We start from the raw sequence: 23294 nt of genomic DNA, 5'->3' as shown, positions 1-23294 counted from the left end.
CGTGCCCTCTCCTCCGGTGGGAGGCTGACCAGAATCACGATTCTCCACGTAATCAGACGATAACTCTCCGATGTCTTTTGTAAAGTGCCTTCCTCGCCGCGCTGATCATCCCGCACCCGTCGAGCGCGGCGCCGCCCCGTAGAGCGCATGGTCGACCAGGCGTTCGACGATCGACTCGTCGAAGGGCACCCGCAGCACGAGCAGCCGGTGGTAGCAGGCGCCCCACAGCTGGTCCACGATGACGTCCAGGTCCGCGTCCCCGCGCAGCTGACCGTCCCGCTGGGCGATGCGCAGCCGTTCCCGGGCGAGCTCGCGCCGGGGCAGCGCGTAACTCTCCGACCACGCCCGGGCGAGGCTCGCGTCCATCTGGGCCGCGCCGACGAGCTCGGACACGGGCTTCTCCGCCCCTTCGTCCTTCAGCCACCGGACGAACGCGCCGAGCTGGGTGATCAGGTCGGCGCGCACGTCCCCGGTGTCGGGGAAGTCCAGCGTCCGCCGGCTATGGGTGAAGTACGCCTCGGCCGCGAGCGCGCCCGGCGACGGCCACCACTTGTACAGGGTCGTCTTGCTCGATCCCGCCTCCATCGCCACCCGGTCGAACGTGACCGCCTGCATGCCGTCTCGCAGCAGGATGCGCCCGGCCGCCGCGAGCACCGCGGCGCGCACCTCCGCGGCGGGGCGGCGGCCTCGGCCGCGTCGGTCGGCAACGCTCTCGGACATCGTCACTCCACTTATGGACTATTTGTTCATTTCGGTGCTACCGTCGTATGTGAACAACTCGTTCATATCCTAGCGAAGGCGCATGACATGGTGAACAGCACAGAGCGCGTCGCGCTCGTCACCGGCGGATCCGGCGGCATCGGCAGGGTGAGCGCGGAGCGCCTGGCCGCCGACGGCTTCGCCGTCGTGGTGCACTACGCGGGCAGCAGGGACCGCGCCGAGGAGACGGCGAAGGCGGTCACCCGCGCCGGGGGCCGCGCGGCCGTCGCCGGCGGGGACGTGGCGGACGAGAACGCGATGGCCGCGGTGTTCGACGTCGCCGATCGCGAGTTCGGCGGACTCGACGTCGTCGTCCACACCGCGGGCATCATGCCGCTCGCGCCCGTGGCCCAGATGGATCTCGACACCTTCGACCGCGTCCAGCGCACCAACGTCCGCGGGACGTTCGTCGTCGACCGGCTCGCCGCCCGGCGCCTGCGCGACGGGGGCGCGATCATCAACTTCTCCACGTCGGTCACCCGGCTGCAGATCCCGGGCTACGGCGCCTACGCCGCGTCCAAGGGAGCCGTCGAGGCGCTGACGCTGATCCTCGCGCGCGAGCTGCGCGGCCGGGACATCACGGTCAACGCCGTCGCGCCCGGCCCCACCGCGACGCCGCTGTTCTTCGAGGGCAAGAGCCAGGAGACGATCGACCGGATCGCCTCCATGAACCCGATGGGCCGGCTCGGCGCACCGGAGGACGTCGCGGAGGCCGTCGCCTTCCTCTCGGGGCCCGCGCGCTGGGTGAACGGCCAGGTTATCCACGTTAACGGCGGCGCGGCTTGAGCACGAAACGGCCGGTGACCCGGCGTTCACGATCACGCGCGGCGGCCGTCGCGGCCTCGCTCGCCGTCGCGCTGAGCGGGTGTTCGGGCCCGCCCGACAAGCCGGTGACCGCGCCCTCCCCACCCGGGCCCTCCCCGTCTGGGCCCTCCCCGTTAGGGCCCTCCCCGTCCGCGCCCCCGGGCAGCGCGCCGGCCGGTCCGGTCGCGACCCTCGGTGAGCCGGTCGAGCTGACGACGGGGCTGGAGGCCCCCTGGGGGCTCGCCTTCCTGCCCGACGGGTCGGCGCTCGTCTCGGAGCGGATCTCCGGCGAGATCGTCCGCATCCCCGCGAAGGGCGGCGACCCGCGTACGGTCGGCGTCGTCCCCGGCGTGCACGTGAGCTCGGAAGGCGGGCTGCTCGGCATCGCCGTCTCCCCCCGGTTCGCGGCCGACCGCACCGTCTACGCCTCCGTCTCCGGGCAGGACCAGAACCGCATCGTCGCGCTCACCATCGCCCGCGACTATCGCTCCCTCGCCGTCGACCGGGTGCTGCTCGACGGCATCCGGACCGCCGACCGGCACCACGGCGGCCGCATCGCCGTCGGGCCGGACGGGCACCTGTGGATCGGCACGGGTGACGCCTTCGAGCCCGGGAACGCCGCCGCCGACGACTCGCTCAACGGCAAGATCCTGCGCATCGCGGCCGACGGCTCCGTACCCGAGGACAATCCCGGCTCGTCGCCGATCTACTCCAGCGGCCACCGCAACGTCCAGGGCATCGCGTTCGGGCCCGACGGCACCCCGTACGCGTCGGAGCTCGGTCATCGCACCTGGGACGAGGTGAACGTCCTCCGCGCGGGCGCGGACTACGGGTGGCCGGAGACCGAGGGGATCGCCGGGTCCACCGGGCAGGCTCCGATCGCCACGATTCACCCCGACGAGGCGAGCCCTTCCGGTGTCGCGTACGCCGGGGGGTCGCTGTGGATCGGCGCGCTGGGCGGCCGGCGGCTCTGGCAGCTCCCCGTCGAGGGCGGCGCCGCGACGGCCGAGCCGATCGACCACTTCGCCGGCGAGTACGGGCGGATCCGCACCGTCGAGGTGGCCCCCGACGGAGCCCTCTGGCTCATCACGTCGAACACCGACCGCGCCACCTGGGGCGGCACCGCCCCGCGCCCGGGCGACGACCGCATCCTCCGCGTCGAGGTGCGCGAACCCTGACAGAGCCGGTGCCAGCGATCCTCAGAGCAGGGCCAGCACGTCTCTCGGGTGCCGGGCCACCGGGCCGGGGTATGGGCCGGCGGACAGGCCCCAGGACGCGTGGACGGCTCGGGCTCCCGCCCGCCGGGCGCACTGGAGGTCGGTCTCGGCGTCGCCCACGTAGACGGCGTCGGCGGCGCGTACGCCGAGGAGGCGGCAGGCGAGCTCCAGCCCGTCGGGCGCCGGTTTGGCCCGGCCGACCTCGTCGCCGCACACCACGACCGCGAACAGGCCGGTCAGGCCGGCGGCGTCCAGCATCATCGTGGCCGCGCGCCGCGTGGCGCCGGTGAAGACGCCGAGCGGCCGGCCCGCCCGGGCGAGGTCGCCGAGCAGCTCCACGACGCCGGGGAACGGCCGGACGGTCGCCGCGGCGGCGTCCAGCCGGCGGTGGAAGTGCTCCAGGTCTTCGGCCGTGGGCGGGCGGCCGAGAAAATGAGCCAGCACCGCCGGGGTCGAGCCGAGCCGCCACGCGGCCACGACCTGCTCCGGGGTGACGCCGGGACCGCCGAGCGCGCGGACGGTGTCGGCGTACGCGGCGGGCACCACGGTCATGGTGTCGACCAGGGTGCCGTCAAGGTCGAACACGACCGCCCCACCCGTCACGTACGCTCCCCCGCCGGATCGCGCGGCATCGGGTCCGGGAGGTCGGCGGCGCGTGCGGCGATGTGGCGCAGCAGCGCCGTGTAGTCCAGCGCGCCCAGCTCCGCCGCGGAGTCACTCCCCACACGGAGCACTGTAGCTCGCCGTCCACCGCATGGTCACGGTCGTGGGCGGGGCAGCCGCCGCTACCTGAAGCGGCGGCCGTTCCGGCCCGTTCGGCGGCCGGCCGCCGGGGCGGTGATGGTCACGGGGATCCCCGAGGGAGCCTGGGCGCCGGTGATGCGCCGGAGCTCGGTCTCGCCCGAGCGGACCTGGCTGGTCTGCGGGACGATGCCGGCGGCGGCCATCAGGCGGGACATGTCACGGCGCTGGTTCGGCAGGACGAGGGTGACGACGCTGCCGGACTCCCCCGCGCGGGCGGTGCGGCCGCCGCGGTGCAGGTAGTCCTTGTGGTCGCTCGGCGGGTCGACGTTGACGACGAGGTCGAGGTTGTCGACGTGGATGCCGCGGGCCGCGACGTTGGTCGCCACCAGCACCGTGACGTGCCCGGTCTTGAACTGGGCGAGGGTGCGGGTGCGCTGGGGCTGGGACTTGCCCCCGTGCAGCGCGGCGGCGCGGACGCCGCTGTTCAGCAGGTCCTGGGTGAGCCGGTCCACGGCGTGCTTGGTGTCCAGGAACATGATCACCTTGCCGTCGCGCGCGGCGATCTCCACGGTGGTGGCGTGCTTGTCGGCGTCGTGGATGTGCAGCACGTGGTGCTCCATCGTGGTGACCGCGCCCGCCGAGGGGTCGACCGAATGGACCACCGGGTCGGTCAGGTAGCGGCGTACCAGCAGGTCGACGTTGCGGTCCAGCGTGGCGGAGAACAGCATCCGCTGGCCCCCGGGGCGCACCTGGTCGAGCAGGTGGGTGATCTGCGGCATGAACCCCATGTCGGCCATCTGGTCAGCCTCGTCCAGCACGGTGATCTCGACCTGATCGAGGCGGCAGTCGCCGCGCTCGATAAGGTCCCTGAGCCGTCCGGGGGTCGCGACGACGACCTCGGCGCCGTCGCGCAGCGCCTTGGCCTGCCGGCTGATCGACATGCCGCCGACGACGGTGGCCAGTCGCAGCTTCAGTGACTGGGCGTACGGGGTGAGCGCGTCGGTGACCTGCTGGGCCAGTTCCCGGGTGGGCACGAGGATCATGGCCAGCGGCCGGCGCGATTCGGCACGCTGCCCGGCGGTGCGGACGAGCAGGGCCAGGCCGAAGGCGAGCGTCTTGCCCGATCCGGTGCGTCCCCGGCCGAGGACGTCCCGGCCGGCCAGGGAGTTCGGCAAGGTGGCCGACTGGATCGGGAACGGCTCGTTCATGCCCAGGCCGGTGAGCGTCTTCATCAGCGCGGGCGGCATGTTCAGCTCGGCGAACGTCGCGGCCGCGGGCAGGGCGGGGGTGACGGTGACCGGCAGGGCGAACTCACCCTGAAGCGCGGCGGGACGCCGTCCGTGGCTACCGGACCGCCGGGGGTTGCCGGAACGGCCCGGAGCCGACGAGCCGGATCGGCTGCCTCTGCCGGAGCCGGCGGAGCCGCCCGTGCGGGTGGAGGAGAAGCGGTCGTGCTTGCGAGTTGCGTGGTTCACGCAGAACCTTCCTCGATGCGGCACGTGTCAAGTGATTCTCAGGCGCGACGGGCGGCACAAGAATGGCGAGCACGAGCCGAAGAAAGACGAGCCGGGCCGGCGGAAAGCCACCTGGCCTGGTGCGTCGAAATGGTCGGCATGCGCCGAAAGAACGGCGGCTGCGATGCCGGTCGGGGCGGGAGCCGGCTTATGACCGGACAGGACCGGATGCCCCGGAGCAACGTAGCTGGGGCCCGCGCCGTACAGCGCGGGCCCCAGCTACGTGGTGCGTCGATGTCAGGCGGAAACGATGTTCTCGGCCTGCGGGCCCTTCTGGCCCTGCGTGATGTCGAAGGCGACCTTCTGGCCCTCGCGCAGCTCGCGGTAACCGCCCTGGGAGACGATGTTGGAGTAGTGCGCGAAGACGTCGGCGCCGCCGCCGTCCTGCTCGATGAAGCCGAAGCCCTTTTCCGCGTTGAACCACTTCACGGTGCCGGAAGCCATGTTGATCTCCTTTTGATGGGGTGCAAAGCCGAAATCCGCAACGAACGGATTTCGCGTCGCCGCGATAGGACCACACACCCGGAGATGACCGGCAAACAAAAATGCACCTGAGGCTACATACCGTCAGGTGCACACAAGTTTTCATGGGTACCACAACTGCAACTGACCCCAAGCTACCACACATGTGGCCGTGCTGCACAACATCCTGACCGTAACCCACAGTGACACTACTGTCACGATCCGGCGAAAGGAGAGCACCATAGCGACAGTAGTTGCAGGTCGTGACGCTGGAGACCATCGGGGCATGGCGAGCACATTCCAGCGGGGCAAGGTCCAGCTCGTGTTCAGCGCGATGGACGCCGACGGCGACGGCGCACTGCGCGAGAGCGACTTCGACGACCTGGCACGCCGCTGGGCGGCCATCCGCAGGGCGGGCGACACGGAGCGCCTCACCGCGGTCATGCGCGGCTGGTGGGGGACGCTCGCCGCGCACTCCCGCGACCCCGAGTCGGTCACCCTCGACGACGTGCTCACCGTCGTGGACGTGCTGGGCGAGATGCCGGGCGCCGTGGACGCCACCGCCGAGGCCATGTTCGACGCCATCGACGAGGACGGCGACGGCCGGATCTCACCGGCCGAGTACCGGCGCATGATCGAGGCGTGGAACGGCGGCCCCACCGACACCACGGCCGCGTTCGCCCGCCTCGACGCCGACGGTGACGGCGCCGTCTCCCGGACGGAGTTCATCCTCCACTGGGGCGAGTTCTGGGCGGGCGACGACCCTGCCGCGCCGGGCACCCACGTCTTCGGCACGCCTCCCGCCGCCTGATGCCGGCTTGACAAGTACATACATGTACATGCAACATCTTCTTGCACGGACAAAACATGTACGTACATGCAAGGAGATGTCATGAAGCGCGAACGCATCAGCACCACCCCCGACTGGTACGAGCCCTACGCCATCTCACAAGCCATCAAAGTCGGCGACCTCGTCTACGCCTCCGGCCAAGCCGGCTTCGACCACAACGGCGTCACCGTCAGCGACGACTTCGAAACCCAGGCCCGCCAGGCCTTCACCAACCTCGACCACGTCCTCAAAGAAGCCGGATCCAGCCTCGCCGACGCCGTCAAGGTCACCATCCTCGTCACCGACCTCGAACCCAACCTCGACACCATCATCAAACTGCGCAAAGAGTTCTTCACCGAGCCCTACCCCGCCGACACCCTGATCCAGATCTCCCGCCTCGCCCAGGCCGACTGGCAGATCGAGGTCGACGCGACCGCCGTGGCGACCGCGCGCTGACGCCGCCGATCCGCAACAGACCTCCGACCCATCAAGGGAGTACCTCCATGACGAACCACCACGCGCTGCTGCCCGTCCGGGTCGGCGGTCTCGACCTGCCCAACCGGCTCGCCGTCGCGCCGATGACCCGGGTGTCCGCCGACCCCGACGGCACGCCGACCCTGGAGATGGCCGAATACTACGAGCGGTACGCGGCGGGCGGCTTCGGGCTGGTGATCACGGAAGGCACCTATACCGACACCGTCCACAGCCAGGGTTACCTCAACCAGCCGGGCATCGTCTCCGCCCGGCACGTTGCGGCCTGGCAGGACGTCACCGGCAGAGTGCGGGCCGCCGGGAGCCGTGTCGTGCTCCAGCTCATGCACGCCGGCGCGCTGTCGCAGGGCAACCCGTACCGCGCCGGCACGGCCGGGCCGTCCGCCGTGCGGCCGCGTGGGGAGATGCTGCCCGAGTACGGCGGGTCCGGGCGCTGGCCCACGCCCCGGGAGATGACCGGGGCCGACATCGAGGCGGCGATCGGCGGCTTCGTGGCCTCGGCCGTCCGGGCCCGGGATGCCGGCTTCGACGGGGTCGAACTCCACGGAGCCAACGGCTACCTGCTGGACCAGTTCCTCACCGATTACACCAACCGGCGCGCCGACTCCTACGGCGGCCCGGTCGCGAACCGGGTCCGGCTGACGGCCGAGGCGGTGGCCGCGGTCCGGGCCGAGCTCGGCGCCGGCTTCTGCGTCGGCGTACGGCTGTCGCAGGGCAAGGTCAACGACTTCGGCCACCGCTGGGACGGCGGCGCGGCCGACGCGCGGATCATCTTCGCCGCGCTGGCGGAGGCGGGCGCCACGTACCTGCACATCGCCAGCGAGGGTCGCGACTGGATCGAGACGGCCCGGCTGGACGGCGGCGTCACGATCACGAGCCTGGCTCGCCAGGTGAGCGGCCTTCCGGTCATCGCCAACGGCGGCATGCACGATCTCGCGCAGGCGGCCCAGGTCCTGTCGGACGGCCATGCCGACCTGCTGTCCGTCGGCCGGGGCGCGCTGGCCAACCCCGATCTTCCCCATCGCCTGTCACGGGGCCTGCCGCTGGAGGCGTACGACCGTCGCATGCTGGAGCCGATGGCGACGCTGAGCAACGCGCGACAGCGGCTCCAGGGCCCGCGCGTTCGCGCCTAGGGCAGCAGGCCGCGCGTGTAGGCGGTGGCGACGGCGGCGGCCCGGTCGGAGACGCCCAGTTTCGTGTAGATGTGCGCCAGGTGGGTCTTGACCGTGGTCTCGCTGATGAACAGCGCGGCGGCCGCCTCCTTGTTCGTCGCGCCGCGCGCCACCAGCCGCAGCACGGTGTGCTCGCGCTCGCTCAGCTCTGCCGCCCGGGGCGCGGGCTCGCGTACGCGCCGCAGGACGCGGGCCGCCACGGCGGGCGTCAGGACCGTCTCCCCCACGGCGGCCGCGCGGACGGCGCGGAAGACCTCCTCGCGCGGCGAGTCCTTCAGCAGGAAGCCGATCGCGCCGGCCGCCACGGCCGGCAGTACGTCGTCGTCCCCGTCGTACGTGGTCAGCACCAGCACCCGGGCCGACGGCACCCGCGCGGTCAGCAGCCCGATGAACTCCGCCCCGCCAAGTCCCGGCATCCGCAGGTCGGTCAGCACGACGTCGGGCTGTTCCCTTACGGCCACCGCCAGCCCTTCCTCGCCGTCACCGGCCTCGCCGACGATCTCCAGGTCGGCCTGCTCGACGAACATGCCGCGCAGGCCGTCGCGTACCACGGGATGGTCGTCGACGATCACCAGCCGCACCGTCACGGCGCCTCCCGTTCGCCGGCCGCCGGGATGGCCGGCACGCTCACGCTCACCGCGGTGCCCCGGCCGGGCGCCGACTCCACCTCGACCTCGCCCGCCAGCCGGCTCACCCGCTGGCGCATCGCGGTCAGCCCGAAGCCGCCGGTCTGCGACGGGGTGAATCCGACCCCGTCGTCCCTGATGTCAGCCACCACCACATCCTCCATGTACGACAGGGTGACCACGGTCTTGCCCGCCCTGGCGTGGCGGGCCACGTTCGCCAGGGCCTCCTGCACCGCCCGGAACAGCGTCACCTCGACCTCGGGGTGCAGCAGCCGGGCGGTTCCGGTGACGGTGAGCGTCGCGGGCGCCTCGTGCGTCTCGCCCCAGCCGGACACCAGCGCCGACAGCGCCTCCGGCAGCCGGGAGGCCGCCAGCGGGCCGGGCCTCAGGTCGTCGAGGGAGCGGCGGACCTCCTTCGCGCTCTCCCTGGCCAGAGCCCGGGCTATGGCCAGGCGGCGGCGTACCGCGTCGGGGTCGGAGGCGACCTCGTCGGCGGCTTCGAGCTGGGTGACGATGCCCGCCAGCCCCTGGGCGACGGTGTCGTGGATCTCGCGGGCCAGCCGGCCGCGCTCGCCGGCGACGCCGGTCTGGCGGGCGGCGGCCAGCAGCTCGCCCTGCAGGGCGGCGTTCTCCTCGGCGAGCCGCGCCAGGCGCGCGTTGGCCTCCTCCAGCGCCCGGTTCGCCGCGCGCCGCCGTCCCACCTCGGCCTCCATCGCGCGGATGATCCAGCCGATGAACGCCGCCAGCGCCACCGACGCCAGCACCCACGGCACCCTGGGCCAGACGTCCACCGGCCAGGACAGCGCGAACGGGTCGCCCAGCACCAGCAGCCCGCCCGCGGCCACGCCGAGGTAGGCGTAACGGCCGGGCAGGGCCACGAACGCCATCGGGAAACAGGCGACGACCAGCAGCGCGTACGCCGGATGCCGCGTCGACAGCACCCACGAGAGCGCCAGCAGTCCCGCGAAGTACACCGCCATCGGCGCCAGCGCCCGCTCCGGCCATTGCGGATGGGCCATCACCATCCAGCCGTGCCACAGCCCGGCGCCCACGGCCAGCGCCACGGTGACGGCGCGGCCGGACGGCGGGGCCGCGGAGTCGGCCACGGCGATCAGCGTCGCCACGGCCAGCACGGCCAGCGGCACGGCGTGCCAGCGCCGGTCCCAGTCGCGTACCCGCACCACCCAGACCTCGCTCTCACCTGCGGGGGTAGGCCAGGCGGCGCAGCAGCACCTCGGCGGGCCCGCGCGCCCCGGCCCGGCGCATCACCTCGGCCGCCACCACGGTGCCCGCCCAGACGAGCAGCGCCAGCGCCACCGTGGCGGCCGATCCCAGCCATCCGCCGAGCCCACCCGCATAGGGGGACAGAAGCGCCACGAACCCCACTGACTGTAGTAGATAGCAGGTCAGCGAGCGCTGACCGCAGGCCGCGAGCGCGGTCACGACGGGCCCTCGCCGCCGCCCGACGCGGTCGGCCAGGACGCCGATCAGCGCCGCGTACCCCAGCCCGCCCGCGATCCCCGTCACCACGTGCACCGCGTTCAGCGCCATGACCACGACCGGATCGTGCACGGTCAGGACCCCCGCGGCGATCAGCCCCACCGGCAGCCCGCCGGCCGCACCGGCCAACGGCCCCCACAGCGCCGCCCGCCGCAGCCGGTCCGGCGAGGACAGCAGCGCGCGGCGCCCCGCCCACACGCCGACCAGGGCCGCGGTGCCCACCCCCAGCATGCCGAGGGGGCCCGTCACCCACTCGACCGGCCGCAGCGCCAGCGCCGTCAGCGGGTCCTCGACGGCGAACGACCAGAAGTACGACCGCTCCGCCGCGCCGTCCGGCGTGCTGAAGACCAGAGCCGACGCCAGCGCCACCGGAACCAGCCAGCAGGCGGCCAGGACGAGCAGCGTCCGGTCACGCACCCGTAGCAACCGGACCAAGACCAGGCCGACCAGCCCGTACACGCCGAGCACGTCCCCGGAGAACAGCAGCGTCGCGTGGACCGCGCCGAACGCCAGCAGCCACCAGCTGCGCCGCCTGAGCACGCGCCGCCCTTCGGCGTCGTCGCGGCGCCGGTTCCAGATCTGCACCATGCCGTAGCCGAACAGGGCCGCGAACATCGGGTACGCCCGCGCGTCCACGACCGTCATGCTCACCGCCGAGGCCAGCCGGTCGAGCCAGCCGTGCTCGACGATGTGCTGCCTGATGCCGTACGGGCGCCCGTACAGGTAGATGGCCGAGTTGGCCACCGCGATCAGCGCCAGCATGATTCCCCTGGCCAGATCGGGGGCGAGTTGCCGCGCCCCCTGCCCCACCGGGCTCAACCGTTCGACCGCGACCACGTCGCCTCCCCTTCGTCACCGGATCTCGCACCCGAGTGTGGAGCCGGGGGCGGGACCGGCGAATCGTGCGGCGGGGCGCGATCCGGCGGCGAACGGGCGATGCCCGGCATCCTCCGTTCGGAGGATGCCTGCGGCGTCGCGCCTGCGCGTCACGCGCGGGTGACCGCCGCGGCGAGCTCGCCCCGGGAGGCGACGCCCAGCTTGGGATAGGCCTTGTACAGGTGGTAGCCGACCGTGCGGGGGCTCAGGAAGAGCTGGGCGGCGATGTCCTTGTTGGACAGCCCGCGCGCGGCGAGCTGGACGATCTGCCGCTCCTGCGGCGTCAGGCCGGCGGCCCGGTCCGGGGCGGGCGCGTCGGCGAGCCCGCCCGCGGCCTGGAGCTCGCCCCTGGCCCGGCCTGCCCACGGGACGGCGCCCAGGCGTTCGAAGGACTCCAGGGCCTCGCGCAGCTGACCGGCCGCGACGCCGCGGCGGCGCGCCCTGCGCAGCCACTCCCCGTACAGCAGCCTGGTGCGCGCCTGCTCGAAGGCCGGTCCGCCCGCCTCCAGCGCCGCCAGGTAGTGCGTCTCGGCGTCGTCCCCGGCGAGCAGGGCCAGGCAGCGCTCGACGAGGTGGCGCTGGTCGAGACGGAGGTAGCGGGCCAGGGCAGGCCGGGCGCGGTCCGGCTCACCGCTGCGCACGGCGGCCTCCACCAGGTCGGGCACGCACCGGATGGCCGACACGTGATACCAGCCCGGCCCGTCGGCGAGGGCTTCGAGCCGGCCGAGTGCCGCCTCCGCCCGGCCCTGGCCCAGGTCCAGCAGCGCCCGGGCCCAGTCGGCCCACATGGCGCCCTGCATGGGGACGGCCGGGCTGCGCGCCACGTCGGCGGTGAGCCCGCGGTGGCCGTCCTCGTCGCCCTCGACGGCGGCCAGGTAGGCGAGCAGGCCCGTGTTCAGGGCGGCCCACTGGTGCTGGCCGGTGTTCTCGGCCAGGCGCAGGGCGGTGGTCGCGGCGGCGCCCGCCGCGTGGAGTCGTCCCCCGTGGAAGAGCTCGGCCTGTGCCTGGAAGTAGAGCACCATCGGCAGCACGCCGATGCTGCCCTCGGCGTGGCAGCGGGCGACCAGGCGGGTGGACATGCGCAGGGCGGCGGCGTCCTGCCCGGCGATGAGCGGCGTGCCGCAGACCATCGCCGCCAGCCCCGGCGGGTAACCGGCCAGGGCGTGCTCGGCCTCGGCCACGACCTGCTCCAGCGCGCTCGGCCCGGCCGGGTCGGCGCCCGACAGCCGGGCGAAGGCGGCCGACTCCAGGCGGGCCAGGGCGGCGACGGGCTCGTCGAGCAGGCCCTGCGACAGAACCTCCGCCAGGCGGGCGGACACCTCCGACAGCTGGGCCTCGCCGGCGTACCAGGCGGTCTGGTAGGCCCGGACCAGCAGCGCCGGGTCCAGCTCCGCGGCCTCGGTCATCAGGCGGTGCGCCTCGGCGTACCGGCCTCGCCCGAAGTGGGCGGTGGCCTGCGTGTGGATGACGCGTGAGCGCATCGCCCGGTCGGCGGTCAGCGGTCCGGCCTGGCCGGCCAGCTCCTGGGCCCGGTCGAGGTCGCCCGCCTCGATGGCGGACTCGGCGGCCAGGGTGAGCCGCCGGGCGCGGGTCTCGTCGCCGTGGCCGGTCAGGGCGGCGGCGCGCTGGTAGGCGGTGGCCGCGGCGGCGTACCCGTGCCTGAGCGCGGCGCGCCGGGCGGTGCGTTCGAGCTCGGCCGCCACCTGCTCGTCGGGGCCGACGGTGGCGGCGGCCAGGTGCCAGGCCCGCCGGTCGGCGTGGTGGTCGCCGGTCAGCGTCTCGGCGAGCGCGGCGTGCACGGCCAGCCGGGAGCTGATCGGGGCCCGCTGGTAGACGGCCTCGCGGATCAGCGGGTGGCGGAAGCGCACGTGCTGCCCGTTGGTGGTCACGAGCCCCTCGGTCTCGGCGGGACGCAGGTCGGCGGCGGTCACGCCGAGCAGGTTGGCCGCGGCGAGCACCTCGTCCAGCCCCTCTCCCGCGGCGGCCACCAGCAGCAGGGTCCGGGTCGCCGCCGGCAGGTGGTCCACCTGGCTGTGGAAGGCCGCCTGGAGCCGGCTGCTCAGCGGGAGCCCGCCGGGCCCGTGGAGGTCCTGGCGCAGAGCGGCGGGCAGCTCGATCAGGGCCAGCGGGTTGCCCTGCGCCTCGGCCAGCACCCGGTAGCGCTGGCCCGGCGTCAGGTCGCTCCCCTTCAGCAGGGCCGCGGCGGCCGTGGAGGGCAGCCCGGTCAGCGTGAGCTCGGGCAGCCCGTGCGCGTCCTCCTCGTCGCGGGTGGCCATGACCAGAGCCAGGCCCTCGGCGTCCAGCCGCCTGGCGGCGAAGGCCAGCGCGGCACGGGAGCCGGGGTCCAGCCACTGCGCGTCGTCGATGAGGCACAGCACGGGCCCGTCCTCGGCCACCTCGGCCAGCAGCGACAGCACGGCGAGGCCGACGAGGAGGGCGTCGGCGCCCTGCCCCTCCGTCAGGCCGAGCGCCGTCTCCAGCGCGCGCCGCTGCGGCGGCGGCAGCTTGCCGGTGCGGTCCAGCGCCGGACGGAGCAGCAGGTGCAGCCCCGCGTACGCCAGCTCGCTCTCGGACGGCACGCCGCTGCGCCGGATGACCTGGATGCCGTCGGCGCGTCCTGCGGCGTGGTCGAGCAGGGCGGTCTTGCCGATTCCCGGCTCGCCCTTGATCACCAGGGCGCCGCTGCGTCCTGACCGCACGGTGGCGAGAAGCTCGTCGATGACGGATGCCTCGGCTTCTCGCCCGTACAGCATGGTCTCCCTTTACTGAGACAAGTACCTAATCGCGACAGATGCCCATTATGTGCGGTTTCCCTAGCGTTCTCGTCATGAAGAACATCGACGAGACCATCGCCCGCTACCTCGCCACCTGGAACGAGACCGACGCCGCCGCCCGCCGCGCGGCCATCGACGAGCTGTGGACCCCGGACGGCGTCTACACCGACCCGATGGCGGTCGCCGCGGGCACCGACGCGATCGACGCCACCATCGCGGCGGTCCAGGAGCAGTTCCCCGGCTTCACCTTCACCCTGGCGGGGCCGGTGGACGCCCACCACGACATCGCCCGTTTCACCTGGGAGCTCGCGCAGGACGGCGCCGAGGCCCTGGTGGTGGGCTTCGACGTGGCCGTGCTGACCGCCGACGGCCGCATCGACCGCGTGCACGGCTTCCTCGACAAGATCCCCAGCGGGGCCTGAGACCATGAGGAACAGAAGGCGCCATCTGGCCGCCGCCCTGCTGGCCGTCCTGCCGATCGTCGCACTCGCCTCGCCCGCGCAGGCGCAGCGGACGGACGGTCCCGTGATCGAGGGCCGGGTCAGCCCTCAGGCGAAGATCTTCATCGACCGGCAGACCCGGTTCGGCGCCATGCCCACGGGCGACGGCGCCGAACGGATCAGGATCTACGGTGAGATGTTCGCCGCCGACGCGACCCTCTGGGAGGCCGCCGCCGACCTCATCCACGGCAGGCCCGCCATCGAGCAGGCCATCAAGGGCACGCTCACGCTCGTGCCGAACTTCGGGTTCACGCCTCAGCGCATCGCGGCCGGCGGCGACACCGTGATGTACGGAGCCCACAACACGATCGTCATCCACGGCAGGACGATCGAGTACCCCGCCATCTACCGCGTGGTGCTCGACGAGTCCGGCGAGGTCACGCAGGGACGGCGCTACTACGACCGGTACTCCTGGTTCGCCCCCATCGCTCCCGGCGAGCTGAAGCTGGACAACCTGTTCGGCGGGATCGCCGATCGTGCCGCCGCCGCCCCCGAGGCCGAGGCGCAGGTGGACAGCTCGCGTCAGGGTCTGCTCGGCCGGGCCGCCGCCTGGAACAGCAGGAACGCCCACGCCCTGGTCGCGGCCTCGGACAGGGCGCCGCTGAGCGGTCCCGGCCTGGACGGGCGCAAGCTGTACACGAAGGCCGCCAAGCTCGCCTACGTCGACAGGCTGCTCAGCAGGTTCGAGAACGACCCGGAACGCGGCAACGTCACCGCGCTGCGCCCCGGGCAGGCGATCCACACCCGCGACGCCACGTACCAGGAGTGGTACGGCACCGTACGCAGCCAGGAGCGGGAGATCTCCTACGGGATCATCGAACGCTTCGGCCACCACAAGGGCAAGGTCACCGACTGGAGCCTGACGTTCGACACGCTGCCCCTCATCGCCGACGCGGGCAAGATCAACCAGCTGTACGGCCTGCTGCGCCGCACCTGAGGGAATGAGGGAAGAGCATGGCACTGGACGGACTCCTTCCGGACGTGCGGGCGGGCCGCACCTGGGACCTGCACGACCAGGTGGAACGCTGGTCCCGATCGACCGGGATCACCGTGGAGGTGTGGGCGCTGCCTGGCGAGCCCCCGCCCCGCGTCGTCGAGGGGCTCGTCCGTGCCACGATCCTCGACACGCTGGACGCGTTCGCCGAGGACGGATCGGTGCGGTGCGTGGGCCTCGCGCTCACCCTCGGCGCCCGGGGACTGCGCCTGACGATCAGCGGCGACGGCTCCGGCCTGCCGCGGGAAGGGCTCGCCGGACGCCTGCGCGTCAGGCGGGCCGGGTTCGCGGGGCTGGGCGGCGGGCTGTCGATGAACGCGGTGCCCGGCGGCGGCGTCACCGTCAGCGCCGCGCTGCCCGCACACGCAGCGCGGCGCCATCAGCGCTTGAGGTAGGCCAGGACGGCCAGGACGCGGCGGTTGTCGTCCGTCGAGGGGGCGATCCGCAGCTTGCCGAAGATGCTCGCGGTGTGTTTGGCGACCGCGCTCTCGCTGAAGTGCAGGGCCGCCGCGATGGCGACGTTGGACCTGCCCTCGGCCATCATCTCGAGCACGTCCAGCTCACGCGGCGTCAAGCTGCCGATCATCCCGCGGGCCTGGCTGCGGGACAGCAGCTTGGCGATGACCTGCGGGTCCATCACCGTGCCGCCCGCCGCGACCCGGCGGACGGCGTCGACGAACTGCTCGGTGTTGGTGACCCGGTCCTTGAGCAGGTAGCCGACGGCGCCGTCACCGGCCGCCAGCAGCTCGTTGGCGTACAGCTGGTCGACGTACTGGGAGAGCACCAGGATCGGCAGTCCAGGACGGCGGCTGCGGGCCTCGATCGCGGCCCGCAGCCCCTCGTCGGTATAGGTGGGCGGCAGCCGGACGTCCACGACGGCGACGTCCGGCTCGTCCTGGAGCAGCGCGCGCAGCAGCGACGGCCCGTTGTCGACCGAGGCCACCACCTCGCAGCCGTGTTCGCGCAGGGTCCTGGTCAGCCCGTCCCTCAGCAGGAAGAGGTCTTCGGCGAGGACAACACGCACGGAATCTCCATGATCGCAGTGGTCGGCCCGCCTGGCGGGCTGTGCAGGGTGAGAACGCCGTCGAACGTCTCCAGCCGCCGCTGGAGGCCGCGCAGCCCGGTCCCCTTCGCCGGGTCGGCGCCGCCGCGCCCGTCGTCGGTGACGCTGACGCGCAGCGTCCGCCCGTCGTGTTCGAGGACGATGCCGACCTCCCGCGCGCCGGCGTGCTTGGCCGCGTTGGCGAGGGCCTCGCCGACCGCGAAGTAGGCGGCCGACTCGACCGGCGCGGGCGGTCGGCCCGCCAGCCGCACGTCGACGTGGACGTCGAGGAAGCTGTCGAGCGCGAGCGACCTCACGGCGTCGCCGAGGCCCCGGTCGGCGAGGACCGGCGGGTTGATGCCGTGCACGAGCGTGCGCAGGTCCTCCAGCGCCCGCGCGGTGGTCTCGCCCACCTCGGCCAGCAGCCTGCGGGCGGCCGCCGGGTCGCTGTCCAGGACCCGGGTGGCGCTGTCCAGGGTCATGCCGAGCGCGACGAGCCTGGCCTGGGCGCCGTCGTGCAGATCGCGTTCGATGCGCCTCAGCTCGGCCGCCTGCACGTCGAGCGCCTGCGCCCGGGTGTCGGTCAGATGGGCGATCCGCCTGGTCAGCTCCGTACGGCGCGGCACGGACAGCAGGAGCCGGGTCCAGCGGCCGTGCAGGCTCAGGATCCGCGGCGCCATCACGACCCCTGCGACCAGGAAGCCCACGCCCAGCGCGAGGGCCGCCAGCATGGTCGGCGTGCTGTGGACCGGGACGAACGCGTACCAGTTGCCGTCGCCGAGGTGCCGCCACACGAAGGGCTGCACCAGCGTGCCGAACGCGCCGTACCAGAGGAACATGAGCGGGATCGCGACGAGGACTCCCCCGGCCCACGGCTCCAGCCAGGCCCAGGCCAGATCCCGCCAGAAGCCCTCGTCGGCGAGGATCGCGCCCGCTCTCCTGCGCCGGCTCCACGAGGGGTCACCGGCGAACGGCTCGGGCGGGCTGATCCGCACCCCCGTCCACCGGGCGGCGCGGGCGCGCGAGCGGTCCGACAGGCGCCGCAGCGCCGTCGCGGCGGGGACGAGCAGCCGGAAACCCGCGCCCACCGGGAGGAGCAGGAGGGCCAGGACGACGAGCGACCCGACCGCGGACACCGCCACCGCGAGCAGTCCCGCCAGCTGGCAGCGCCCCACAGCGGCCAGCGCCCCCTTCGCTCTCATCGGTCGTGGATTCTAACGGGCGCGTTCCACACCCACAGCAGCGCCGCCAGCGCGCACGACGTGCCGAACATCACCATCGGCGCGACCGCTCCGCTCTCCTCGTCCATGAACAGCAGCAGGCCGAGGTTGATCAGCGTGTGGAAGCCGCCGGTCAGCAGCAGCCGGTGCGAGCGCACCCGCTCCAGCGCCAGCCCCATCACGACCGACATCGACACCGTCGCCAGCAGGAACGCCGCCGCGTGCGCCGGCGGCCTGCCGAACACCGGCACATGCCACACCCCCCACAGCACCCCCACCGCGATCGACGCCGTCAGCGGGCCGAACCGGCGGCGCAGCAGCGGTTGCAGCAGGCAGCGCCAGCCGATCTCCTCGCCGCACGCGCCCGCCAGCTGCGCGACCACGATCAGCGCGAACGGGCTGCCCAGCGTCTGCGGCCCGGTGAACCCGGCATCGCCGGTGAGCAGGCCGTACCCGCCGACGCAGAGCGCGACGATCAGCGGAGCCGTGGCGAGCAGCAGCAGCCCGTGACGGCCCACCCCGCCGGCCTGCTGGCTCACCGCGCCGGACAGGGCCCGCCGGGTGAGGTTCGGCCACCACAGGGCGACGGCCCCGACCGCGAGGGCCGGCCCGAACTGGGTCAGCTGGATCACCTCGGCGGGGATCGGCGTGAAAGCCTGCGCCGCGCCCAGCAGGCCGGACGCCACGAAGGCGACGGCGAGGAACACCCCCACGGGCGCCAGGACGCGATCGATCGTCGGTGTCTGTGTCTTCAGCATGGGACCGACGATTCCGTCCGGCCGCGCTGCGATCACTGCACCTGGCAACCTGACGGGGGTGGATCCAGGTCCACCCCCGCCGGGATCTCCCTCAGGGTGCGCCGCCGGGGACTCCCGCCGCGGACCCCACGGTGACCCTCAAGACGGGCAGCCGCCGGCCGGGAGCGACCTCTCGCTCCCCGACGCGCTCGGCCCCCATCCGCAGGTAGAACGTTTCGGCGTGCGGGTCGGACTCAAGGGTGAGGGTCTGGAAGCCGGCGCCGCGCGCGGACTCGACGGCGTGCTCCCAGAGTCTGCGCCCCAGCCCGGTGCCGATGGCCTCCGGCTCGATGAAGAGATCCGCGAGCTCGCCGTGCGGGGGCTCGCCGGCGAGGTGGTAGTAGCCTGCCGGCACACCGTCCCGCTCCGCGACGACGACCCGGTCGGCACGAATGGTGGCGGAGCTTATCGACAGCAGCTCCGCCCAGCCGTCGAGCATCGCCTGCGGGTAACCCCAGTACGCCTTGGAACGCCGGGTGAGCGCGGTGAGCGCGTCCGCCTCGTCCGGTTCGGCGGCTCGTACAACGATGTCGTTCACCGCCGTAGTATCGCTCGCACGAACACGCGTCAGGCGACCGGGCGGGAGATCTGCCCGGGACGGGGAAGGTGGCGAGATCGTGAGCGACGGACAGCGGACGGCCGGCCACTGGCGGCGACGGTCAGGCCGGGCGCGGCTTCGCCGGGCCGGGTGACGGCTCATGTTCCCGGTGAAGCTCTCCTCCCCGCGGCTGGGGATGCGCGAGTTCGAGCCCGGCGACGTCGACCCGCTGCTCGCCATCTACGGCGACCCCCTGGTGGCCGAGCACATGTCGTTCGAGCCGCGCGACCGCGATCAGGTCGCCGGCATCGTCGACCGCGCGATGAAGGCCGCCCGCCGGCCTGAGCGCACCGAGTACTCCCTCGCCGGCGTCCTTCCGGGCGGGGAGCTGGTCGCCCACCTGCGGCTGGCCGTCGACATCGGCCACCCGCTCCAGTCCAGCGGCCAGATCGGGTTCGCGTTCCGTGCCGACCAGTGGGGACGCGGGCTCGGCGGCCACGGCATCCAGCTCCTGCTGCGGCTGGGCTTCGAGCATCTGGGCCTGCACCGGATCTGGGGCGCCCGCTCGCCCGTCAACGAGCGGTCGGCCCGGGTCATGGCCCAGGAGGGGATGGTCGAGGAAGGCACCATCCGCGGGCACCTGAAGCTCGCCGGCGGCTGGCGCGACTCCGTCGTCCACTCGATCCTGCGACCGGAGTGGGACGGGCACGACGAGGAGTGACGCGGGACGGCCGGGATCAGACAGGCCGCATGGGGACGAAGGTCAGTGGGGGTCGCTCAGGTGCGTGTACCACGGGCCCCACACGCGCAGGGTGTCGCCCGGCCTCCGGTCAGGACTCCACATGTACGCGCGGTGGGCGCCGCTGAGGGAGAAGACGACCACGTCGCCGTCCCAGTAAATCGCGTCGAAGGTCAGGCCGCCGATGGTCCGACGCCCCAGCACCTCGTCCTTGCCCAGCGCGCGGGCGACGGCCTCCATCTGCGGAGCCGCGTCAGCGAACCGATCGTCCTGGCCGGGCTTGAGCCAGAACAGCCCCACGAGGAGAAGCACGCCGGCCAGGAGTATCGCTGCCCAGCGTAAGCCCGGGCCGTTGGTGATCGTTCGTCCCATGCGAGCATCTTCACACACGTATGTGCAGGACTCATGAAGATCACGATGTCACGCGGTTCCACGCCCTGACCTGCGCTGTTCACTCCCGCTGAAGGTGATCTTCCGGCATTCCTCGTTGTTCCGGGGCCTGACCGTACTTGATCCTCGAAGCAAGCGATGGACGTCCCCCTTCCGGCGACGGCCTCGCCGGGCCACCACGGGACCCGGATCAGCGTTCTCAAGAAAGAAACTCGCCATGAGCAACGACGGAACCACGTACCAGGGATTCACGGCCGAGGAACGGGCCGCGATGAAAGAGCACGCCCAGGACCAGAAGAAGGCCGCACGCCGTGCCTCCCGCGCCGACAAGGCCGCGCAGGACCGGGACGACGTGCTCGCGAAGATCGCCGAAATGCAGGAGCCGGATCGCGTCATGGCCGAACGCGTCCATGCCGTCATCACCGCCGGCGCCCCCGAGCTCGCGCCCAAGCTCTGGTACGGGATGCCCGCGTACGCGCTGGACGGCAAGATCGTCTGCCATTTCCAGAGCGCGGCCAAGTTCAAGACGCGCTACGCCACGCTCGGGTTCAGCGACCGGGCGAACCTGGACGACGGCACGATGTGGCCGGTCGGATTCGCCCTGACCGAGGTGACGGCCCAGGTCGAGGCCCAGATCGCCGCACTCGTGAAGCACGCGGTGAGCTGACCCGCGCCCGGCCGGCGTCGGTGACGGATCAGCCGGAAGTGGCACCACGGGTGCGACCGCGGTCGCAACGGAAGATCGTCACGAGTGTGGACGAGGACGGCGACCCCGGCCGCCAGGATGGAGATCATTCCCACGATCCCCACGGAAAGACTCATGCCACTCATGACCGGTACACGCACCGCGGTCGCCGCGCTCGTCACCGCGGCCCTGTTGTCACCCGCCCCGGCGAGCGCGCAGCCGAGGCACGAGGAGCCGGCCGGCCTGCAACAGGCCCTCGACGCGACCGTGGCCGGCGGCGCGCCCGGGGTCCTGGTCCGCATCGATGACGAGCACGGGACCTGGATCGGCACCAGCGGGACCGCCGACCTGGACACCCGCGAGCCGGTGCCGCGCGAGGGGCGGTTCCGCGTCGCCAGCGTGACCAAGAGCATGCTGGCGGTGGTCGTCCTGCAACTCGCGCAAGAAGGCCGGCTGGATCTCGACGAGCCGATCGGCAGACGCCGGCCGGATCGACGGCGGCGACCAGATCACCGTGCGGCAGTTGCTGAACCACACCGGCGGCCTGGCCACCTACGACCAGGCCGCCGAGTTCGACGACCCCGAGCAGTACAGCAAGCGCACCTATACCCCGCAGCAGCTCATCGACGAGGCCGAACGGCTGCCCCGGCCCGAACGGGGCCGCTTCGCCTACTCCAACACCGGCTACATCCTGCTCGGGCTGCTCGTCGAGAAGGTCACGGGCCACGAGCTGAGCGCCGAACTCGACCGCAGGATCTTCCGCCCGGCCCGGATGACGCGCTCCTACCTGCCCACGCGCTGGGACGGCATCCGCGGACCGCACGCCACCGGCTACCACCTGCCGACCGGCGCCGACCCCAGCCGGCCTGGATCACTGCGGCCCATCACCCGGCTGAACCCGTCCTTCGCCTGGGCGGCGTACGGAGTGGTGTCGGACGCCCGTGACCTGAACCGCTTCTACCAGGCGCTGTTCGGCGGCCGGCTGCTCAGCCAGGGGATGCTGACCCAGATGCGCACCGGCGTCGCCACGCCCCAGGCTCCGGTCTTCCCCCGGTACGGGCTCGGGCTGGAGTCGATCGGTCTCAGCTGTGGCGAGATGTGGGGCGCGACCGGCTCCATCCCCGGCTACGAGACGCTCAGTTTCGCCGACGCCACGGGCGAACGCCGGATGACGCTGTCGGTCAACGTGCAGCGCAACGATCCAGGGGCGGTGCGCATGCTGCTGGGCGCCATCGACGCGCTCAACCGCTACTTCTGCGGCGAGCCGTACCGGCTGCCGGCCGGCGCCGAAGCCGCGCAGCTCCGACGGCCCTGACCTGCGGTTCGACACCAAGGGCGAACCGCTGTGCCGAGCGAGGACTCCGGTCACCTGGTGCCGGTCCGGCTCATCCGGGGAACGCTAGCCGGGATTCAGCACCTCGTCGTCCGCGTGCGCGCCGAACTCGGCGACCCGCACCTCCGCGATGTGCTCGTACCGGCTGATCCGGTCGGTCCACTCCGCGTCGACGCCGAACGCCACCTGCGCGAAGCCCACCCGCCTGACGGCGTCGGCCAGGCCCGGATCGCCAGGAGCCAGCAGCCGTACCGGCGCGTCAAGCGCCACGGTGTGCGGCGGCACGAAGTACTCGTCCGGCAGAACGGTGCGCGCATGGACGAGCGCGCCGACCGCGACCACCGAGCCGGCCCCCAACCGTGCGCACTGCAGGACCGTCGCCGCGGTCGCCACGTAGGCGCACCGGCCGACCTCGCAGCCCAGCAGCGTGGCGTGCGGCCCCACGAAGACGTGGTCGCCGACCAGCACCGGCTGATCGCCGGCGACCGCGGACCCGCGCAACACCGCGTTCTCGCAGATCACCGCCGCCTCCCCGACCTCGATCCGGGACCCCTCGGCATCGAGCACCGCACCGTACATCACCCGCGCCCTCGGCCCCACGCGGACATCACCGACGAGCGTGGCCGTCGGGGCGACGTACGCGGTGGGATGGACCTGCGGCTCGTGCCCGCGATGGCGGATGCGGATTCCCCGTGCTTCAGCGATCACGAGCGGATCCTCGCCGAACCGGCCGCGCGCATGCTGGCGGATTTCAGACATCGCGTTCGCCGAGGCCGGCTGACGCGGCACCAGTCACCCGCCTACTTGACGACCCTGCCTGTGGTCTTCTCCCCGTCCACGGATATGGCCAGGCAGTACATGGTCCTGTTGAGGGGCCAGCCGGCCGCCGTCGGGCCGATCCCCAGCAACGCGACCGCATCGCGTTTGCCGTCCTTGATGCGCATCCGGGGCAGGCATCCGTTCTCCGCGAGGCGTCGCATGTCCGCCCCCGGGTACGGCCCGTCGGGCAGCACGTAGGTGGTGGCGAACTCCGCCATGTGCGGCTCGGCGCACGGCACGACGGTCACCTCGTAGGTCTCGGGTATGGGGTCGATGCAGTCGCCGGGCCGTAACTCGCTGACGTCATAGCGCTCCGCGCCGGCGGGCAGCTCCGACACGGCCGTCGGCGACGGCAGCACGGAGGCAGACACGGATGCCGGGGCAGCGGCGGAGGGTGGAGCCGAGGCTGAGGCGCAGGCGGTGAGCGGGACGAGCAGGCAGGCCGCCACCACGGATGGCCGGATCATG

General features: G+C 72.8%; 27 protein-coding genes and 1 pseudogene. 12 read left to right on the top strand and 16 right to left on the bottom strand.

Translation table 11 applies throughout. The features are described 5' to 3' along the window. Positions 1 to 105: 105 nt before the first annotated feature. Positions 106 to 720, bottom strand: coding sequence for a TetR/AcrR family transcriptional regulator C-terminal ligand-binding domain-containing protein (locus AB0J53_RS19710; RefSeq protein ID WP_364174012.1), 615 nt, complete (start codon positions 718 to 720; stop codon positions 106 to 108). 87 nt (positions 721 to 807) lie between these two features. On the opposite strand from AB0J53_RS19710, the gene AB0J53_RS19705 reads away from it, so the two are divergent. Both AB0J53_RS19705 and AB0J53_RS19700 read left to right on the top strand, forming a co-directional pair. Beyond that, positions 808 to 1545 (top strand): SDR family oxidoreductase, encoded by a 738-nt coding sequence (locus tag AB0J53_RS19705; protein ID WP_364174010.1) that lies wholly within the window; start codon positions 808 to 810, stop codon positions 1543 to 1545. Between the two features lie 14 nt (positions 1546 to 1559). After that, on the top strand, positions 1560 to 2741 hold the full coding sequence (locus tag AB0J53_RS19700; RefSeq protein ID WP_364174007.1) for a PQQ-dependent sugar dehydrogenase: 1182 nt from the start codon (positions 1560 to 1562) through the stop codon (positions 2739 to 2741). A 21-nt stretch (positions 2742 to 2762) separates the two neighbouring features. On the opposite strand, the gene AB0J53_RS19695 is transcribed toward AB0J53_RS19700, so the two are convergent. The 4 genes from AB0J53_RS19695 to AB0J53_RS19680 all read right to left on the bottom strand — a co-directional run bounded on the left by AB0J53_RS19695 (position 2763) and on the right by AB0J53_RS19680 (position 5482). Further along, complete coding sequence (locus tag AB0J53_RS19695; RefSeq protein WP_364174004.1) at positions 2763 to 3383, bottom strand: HAD family hydrolase; 621 nt, start codon at positions 3381 to 3383, stop codon at positions 2763 to 2765. Continuing rightward, positions 3380 to 3505, bottom strand: a complete 126-nt coding sequence (locus tag AB0J53_RS19690) for a hypothetical protein (protein ID WP_364174001.1) — start codon at positions 3503 to 3505, stop codon at positions 3380 to 3382. The genes AB0J53_RS19695 and AB0J53_RS19690 overlap by 4 nt, the downstream gene beginning before the upstream one ends. A 60-nt stretch (positions 3506 to 3565) precedes the next feature. Then, the gene (locus AB0J53_RS19685) at positions 3566 to 4999 is read right to left on the bottom strand and encodes a DEAD/DEAH box helicase (protein WP_364173998.1); all 1434 of its coding nucleotides are present in this window, start codon (positions 4997 to 4999) and stop codon (positions 3566 to 3568) included. Positions 5000 to 5275: 276 nt separating this feature from the next. Continuing rightward, positions 5276 to 5482, bottom strand: a complete 207-nt coding sequence (locus tag AB0J53_RS19680; protein ID WP_219502854.1) for a cold-shock protein — start codon at positions 5480 to 5482, stop codon at positions 5276 to 5278. Between the two features lie 304 nt (positions 5483 to 5786). Here AB0J53_RS19680 and AB0J53_RS19675 point away from each other — a divergent pair, with 304 nt between their 5' ends. From AB0J53_RS19675 to AB0J53_RS19665, 3 genes are all read left to right on the top strand, one after another. Then, on the top strand, positions 5787 to 6311 hold the full coding sequence (locus tag AB0J53_RS19675; RefSeq protein ID WP_364173996.1) for an EF-hand domain-containing protein: 525 nt from the start codon (positions 5787 to 5789) through the stop codon (positions 6309 to 6311). 81 nt (positions 6312 to 6392) lie between these two features. Then, on the top strand, positions 6393 to 6785 hold the full coding sequence (locus AB0J53_RS19670) for a RidA family protein (RefSeq protein ID WP_364173993.1): 393 nt from the start codon (positions 6393 to 6395) through the stop codon (positions 6783 to 6785). A 47-nt stretch (positions 6786 to 6832) separates the two neighbouring features. Further along, positions 6833 to 7954, top strand: a complete 1122-nt coding sequence (locus tag AB0J53_RS19665) for an NADH:flavin oxidoreductase (RefSeq protein WP_364173990.1) — start codon at positions 6833 to 6835, stop codon at positions 7952 to 7954. Here AB0J53_RS19665 and AB0J53_RS19660 read toward each other — a convergent pair. The 4 genes from AB0J53_RS19660 to AB0J53_RS19645 form a co-directional block, all read right to left on the bottom strand. Beyond that, complete coding sequence (locus tag AB0J53_RS19660; RefSeq protein WP_219502864.1) at positions 7951 to 8580, bottom strand: response regulator transcription factor; 630 nt, start codon at positions 8578 to 8580, stop codon at positions 7951 to 7953. The two genes, AB0J53_RS19665 and AB0J53_RS19660, sit on opposite strands and share 4 nt — an antisense overlap. Further along, positions 8577 to 9803 carry a sensor histidine kinase gene (locus AB0J53_RS19655; RefSeq protein WP_364173986.1) on the bottom strand — a complete coding sequence of 409 codons (1227 nt, stop codon included), beginning with the start codon at positions 9801 to 9803 and terminating at the stop codon, positions 8577 to 8579. Before AB0J53_RS19655 ends, AB0J53_RS19660 begins: the two co-directional genes overlap by 4 nt. Before the next feature lie 13 nt (positions 9804 to 9816). Next, entirely contained in the window at positions 9817 to 10956 is a 1140-nt protein-coding gene (locus tag AB0J53_RS19650) for a DUF418 domain-containing protein (RefSeq protein ID WP_364173983.1), read from the bottom strand. Positions 10957 to 11105: 149 nt separating this feature from the next. Continuing rightward, on the bottom strand, positions 11106 to 13748 hold the full coding sequence (locus tag AB0J53_RS19645) for an AAA family ATPase (RefSeq protein ID WP_364173980.1): 2643 nt from the start codon (positions 13746 to 13748) through the stop codon (positions 11106 to 11108). Between the two features lie 74 nt (positions 13749 to 13822). Between AB0J53_RS19645 and AB0J53_RS19640 the strand changes: the two genes are divergently transcribed. Genes AB0J53_RS19640 through AB0J53_RS19630 form a run of 3 tightly spaced genes read left to right on the top strand, consistent with a single transcriptional unit; the run spans position 13823 to position 15658 of the window. Further along, positions 13823 to 14191 (top strand): nuclear transport factor 2 family protein, encoded by a 369-nt coding sequence (locus AB0J53_RS19640; protein ID WP_219502876.1) that lies wholly within the window; start codon positions 13823 to 13825, stop codon positions 14189 to 14191. A gap of 4 nt (positions 14192 to 14195) precedes the next feature. After that, complete coding sequence (locus AB0J53_RS19635; protein WP_364173977.1) at positions 14196 to 15206, top strand: nuclear transport factor 2 family protein; 1011 nt, start codon at positions 14196 to 14198, stop codon at positions 15204 to 15206. A gap of 17 nt (positions 15207 to 15223) precedes the next feature. Beyond that, positions 15224 to 15658, top strand: a complete 435-nt coding sequence (locus AB0J53_RS19630; RefSeq protein ID WP_364173974.1) for a hypothetical protein — start codon at positions 15224 to 15226, stop codon at positions 15656 to 15658. Here the strand turns inward: AB0J53_RS19630 and AB0J53_RS19625 are convergent. The 4 genes from AB0J53_RS19625 to AB0J53_RS19610 all read right to left on the bottom strand — a co-directional run bounded on the left by AB0J53_RS19625 (position 15643) and on the right by AB0J53_RS19610 (position 18860). After that, positions 15643 to 16287 (bottom strand): response regulator transcription factor, encoded by a 645-nt coding sequence (locus tag AB0J53_RS19625; RefSeq protein ID WP_364173971.1) that lies wholly within the window; start codon positions 16285 to 16287, stop codon positions 15643 to 15645. The genes AB0J53_RS19630 and AB0J53_RS19625 overlap by 16 nt on opposite strands. Next, positions 16251 to 17507: a sensor domain-containing protein gene (locus tag AB0J53_RS19620; RefSeq protein WP_364173969.1), complete on the bottom strand. Its 1257-nt coding sequence runs from the start codon at positions 17505 to 17507 to the stop codon at positions 16251 to 16253. The genes AB0J53_RS19625 and AB0J53_RS19620 overlap by 37 nt, the downstream gene beginning before the upstream one ends. Continuing rightward, positions 17504 to 18283 (bottom strand): type II CAAX endopeptidase family protein, encoded by a 780-nt coding sequence (locus tag AB0J53_RS19615; protein ID WP_364173966.1) that lies wholly within the window; start codon positions 18281 to 18283, stop codon positions 17504 to 17506. Before AB0J53_RS19615 ends, AB0J53_RS19620 begins: the two co-directional genes overlap by 4 nt. Positions 18284 to 18374: 91 nt before the next feature. Then, entirely contained in the window at positions 18375 to 18860 is a 486-nt protein-coding gene (locus AB0J53_RS19610; protein ID WP_364173963.1) for a GNAT family N-acetyltransferase, read from the bottom strand. A 160-nt stretch (positions 18861 to 19020) separates the two neighbouring features. Here AB0J53_RS19610 and AB0J53_RS19605 point away from each other — a divergent pair, with 160 nt between their 5' ends. Further along, the gene (locus AB0J53_RS19605; protein WP_219502898.1) at positions 19021 to 19581 is read left to right on the top strand and encodes a GNAT family protein; all 561 of its coding nucleotides are present in this window, start codon (positions 19021 to 19023) and stop codon (positions 19579 to 19581) included. Positions 19582 to 19623: 42 nt separating this feature from the next. Here AB0J53_RS19605 and AB0J53_RS19600 read toward each other — a convergent pair whose 3' ends face one another. Then, positions 19624 to 19971, bottom strand: a complete 348-nt coding sequence (locus AB0J53_RS19600; protein WP_219502901.1) for a hypothetical protein — start codon at positions 19969 to 19971, stop codon at positions 19624 to 19626. 235 nt (positions 19972 to 20206) lie between these two features. Between AB0J53_RS19600 and AB0J53_RS19595 the strand changes: the two genes are divergently transcribed. The 3 genes and pseudogenes from AB0J53_RS19595 to AB0J53_RS19585 all read left to right on the top strand — a co-directional run bounded on the left by AB0J53_RS19595 (position 20207) and on the right by AB0J53_RS19585 (position 21989). After that, positions 20207 to 20656 (top strand): DUF1801 domain-containing protein, encoded by a 450-nt coding sequence (locus AB0J53_RS19595; protein ID WP_364173959.1) that lies wholly within the window; start codon positions 20207 to 20209, stop codon positions 20654 to 20656. A gap of 117 nt (positions 20657 to 20773) precedes the next feature. After that, positions 20774 to 21103 (top strand): annotated as a pseudogene (locus AB0J53_RS19590) (serine hydrolase); the annotation flags it as partial. 94 nt (positions 21104 to 21197) lie between these two features. Next, positions 21198 to 21989 carry a serine hydrolase domain-containing protein gene (locus tag AB0J53_RS19585; protein ID WP_364173957.1) on the top strand — a complete coding sequence of 264 codons (792 nt, stop codon included), beginning with the start codon at positions 21198 to 21200 and terminating at the stop codon, positions 21987 to 21989. 84 nt (positions 21990 to 22073) lie between these two features. Here the strand turns inward: AB0J53_RS19585 and AB0J53_RS19580 are convergent, their stop codons facing one another. Together AB0J53_RS19580 and AB0J53_RS19575 are read right to left on the bottom strand one after the other, a co-directional pair. Beyond that, positions 22074 to 22715, bottom strand: coding sequence for an acyltransferase (locus AB0J53_RS19580; protein WP_364173954.1), 642 nt, complete (start codon positions 22713 to 22715; stop codon positions 22074 to 22076). Positions 22716 to 22807: 92 nt separating this feature from the next. After that, positions 22808 to 23293, bottom strand: a complete 486-nt coding sequence (locus AB0J53_RS19575) for a hypothetical protein (protein ID WP_364173951.1) — start codon at positions 23291 to 23293, stop codon at positions 22808 to 22810. Between the last annotated feature and the right edge of the window lies 1 nt (position 23294).

It is taken from the genome of Nonomuraea sp. NPDC049725, from assembly GCF_040674795.1.
Classification (GTDB): Bacteria; Actinomycetota; Actinomycetes; order Streptosporangiales; family Streptosporangiaceae; genus Nonomuraea; species Nonomuraea ceibae.
This window is presented reverse-complemented; position numbering and strand designations above follow the sequence as displayed.